1 protein-coding gene is annotated in these 2,622 nt (G+C 69.5%); it reads left to right on the top strand.

The genetic code is table 11. From position 1 onward, the window contains the following. The coding region (locus AC1DYN_RS32080; protein WP_477966779.1) for a translocation/assembly module TamB domain-containing protein at positions 1–2,610 on the top strand (2,610 nt) is incomplete at its 5' end. Between the last annotated feature and the right edge of the window lie 12 nt (positions 2,611–2,622).

Here is a 2,622-nt window from a genome sequence, read left to right on the forward strand (position 1 = left end):
GTACGCGCCCAGGGTGAAGCCTGGCTGGGCGGCCCTGAAGACGCGCGTGTGGTCGAAGTCAAGGCCACCGGCGCGACCGAACGCTTCAACCCGGCCGCCTTCGGTTCGCCACTCGCAGGCAATATCAACTCGACCTTTACCGGCAGCGGCCGCGCGGGTGCCGACTGGCGCGGCGCGCTCGACCTCAAGGTGGTCGACTCGACGCTGGCCAGTTCGCCGTTCTGGGGCCATGCACGCCTGGCGGCCGACCGCCGCCACGTGTCCGACGCCAACGTCGACCTGCACGTGGGGCCGAACGTCATCGCCGCCACCGGCAGTTTTGGTGCCGCGCGCGATGCGCTCAACTGGCGCATCGATGCGCCGCAACTGGCCGCCTTCGGTCCCGAGTACGGCGGCGTGCTGCGCGGCTCGGGTGTCCTGTCCGGCACTGCCGACACGCCTTCGCTCACGGCGACCATCGCGGGCCAGAACCTGCGCGCCATGGGCACGCACACGGTGCGCTCACTCAAGGCCAGCGCCAACCTCGGTTCCGGCCGCGGTGCAAGCGACCCACTGGTGACCGATGTCGAGGTGCTCGACTACGTCAACGGCGACACCCGCGTGGCGTCCGTGCGCCTGAAAACCGACGGCACGCGCGGCGCACACACGCTGCGCCTGTCGGCGCTGGGCGACGCGTTCGATGCCAATGCCGAACTGCGTGGCGCCTTCTCGAAGGACACCTGGAGCGGCACGCTGGCTGCGCTGCAGAACCGTGGCCGCTATGCGATGAACCTGCAAAAGCCGGTGCCGTTGACGGTCAGCGGCGCACCGGGCGGCGGTTTCGCCGGCCTGGCCAGCCCCGAGCGCATCGCCTTCAACGGCGCCGTGATCGCCCTGCCGAACGGCAGCATCACGGTCGACGCGCTGACCAAGGACGGCCCGCGCTGGGCCAGCCGCGGCCATGCCGACAATGTCCCGCTGACCTACCTGGCGCAATTCTCGCCAGCACTGGCCGACAACGCGCGCGGCGACCTGACGCTGGGCGCGGCATGGTCGGTCGACATGCGCGCGCCACAGGCGCAAGGTGCCGCGCCTTCGCTGGCCGGTAATGTGCGCGTGTTCCGCGAAAAGGGCGACGCCATCGTCGGTGGCGACACGCCCGTGCCGCTCGGCCTGCGCCAGCTCGAAGCACGCGCCGAAGTGGTGGGCAGCAGCCTGCGCGTGAACCTGGACCTGGACGGTGCCCGCACCGGCGTGGCCAAGATCGACGCCAATGCGCAGATGATCAACGGYCGCCTGGAGAGCGCCAGCCCGCTGCGCATGACGGCCAACGCCAATATCCAGTCGATCGCCTGGCTTGCAGCGCTGGCCGGCCAGCCGGGCCTGGAACTCGACGGCGCGCTGCGCGTGGCGATGACGGGTGGCGGCACCATCGGCAAGCCGAGCCTGAACGGCAATCTCGATGGCGACAAGCTGGGCGTGCGCTGGGCCGAACAGGGCGTGAACCTGCGTAACGGCGAACTGCGCGCGCTGCTTGGCGGCGACCAGCTGCGCATCGAGAAGCTGTCGTTCCAGGGCCGCCAGGGCGGCGCCGCCGCCAGCGGCTACGTGCGCTTTGCCGATGGCGCGCCGACGATGGACATTCGCCTGAACATGGACAGGCTCGAAGCCCTGTCGCGCCCGGACCGCACCGTGATCCTGAGCGGCCAGGCATCGCTCGTGCGCGACGCCAGCCGCTTCGCACTGGAAGGCAAAATCCGCGCCGACCGCGCCCTGATCGAATTCGCGCCGCAAGGCACGCCGACGATCTCGGACGACGTCATCGTGCTGGGCCGCGGCACCACCAAGCCAACGCCAAAAACCAATGAGAAGGAAGTGCCGCTGACGGTGGACCTGGCGGCCGACCTGGGCGACGACTTCCACATCCGCGCGATGGGCATCGACGCCTACCTGGCCGGCACCGCCCGCGTGCGCATGACGGGCAGCGGCCAGCCGCGCATCAATGGCACCATCCGCGCGCTGAACGGCACCTACGCCGCGTATGGCCAGAACCTGTCGATCGAACGCGCCGTGATGACCTTCAGCGGCCCGTACGACAACCCGTCGCTCGACATCCTCGCGGTGCGCAAGCGCCCCGAGGGCGAGCAGCTGTCCGAGACCAACGTCGAAGCCGGCGTGCAGGTCCGCGGCACGGCGCAATCGCCGACGGCGCGCCTGGTATCGACGCCGAACGTGTCCGACAGCGACAAGCTGTCGTGGCTCGTGCTCGGCCAGGGCATGGAAGCGGCCAGCGGCGACCAGAAAGGCGTGCTGACAGCAGCTGCCAGCGCCCTGCTGGGCGGCAGCGGCGGCACCGGCGGCATCCAGTCCAAGATCGCCAACTCGCTGGGCGTGGATGAACTGGGCCTGAAACAGGGCGCCGGCGGCGGCAGCGGTTCGGGACTGGAAAGCACCGTGGTCACGGTCGGCAAGCGCATCTCGCAGCGCGCTTACCTGAGCTTCGAGCAAGGCACCAGTACCGCATCGAGCCTGGTGCGCCTGCGCTACAAGCTCACGCCGCGTATCTCGCTGCAGTTCCAGACCGGGACCAACAGCGCGCTTGATATCCTCTACTCGTGGGCGTTTGACTGATCTGGTCTAGAC

It is taken from the genome of Rhizobacter sp. P2_D12, assembly GCF_056404395.1.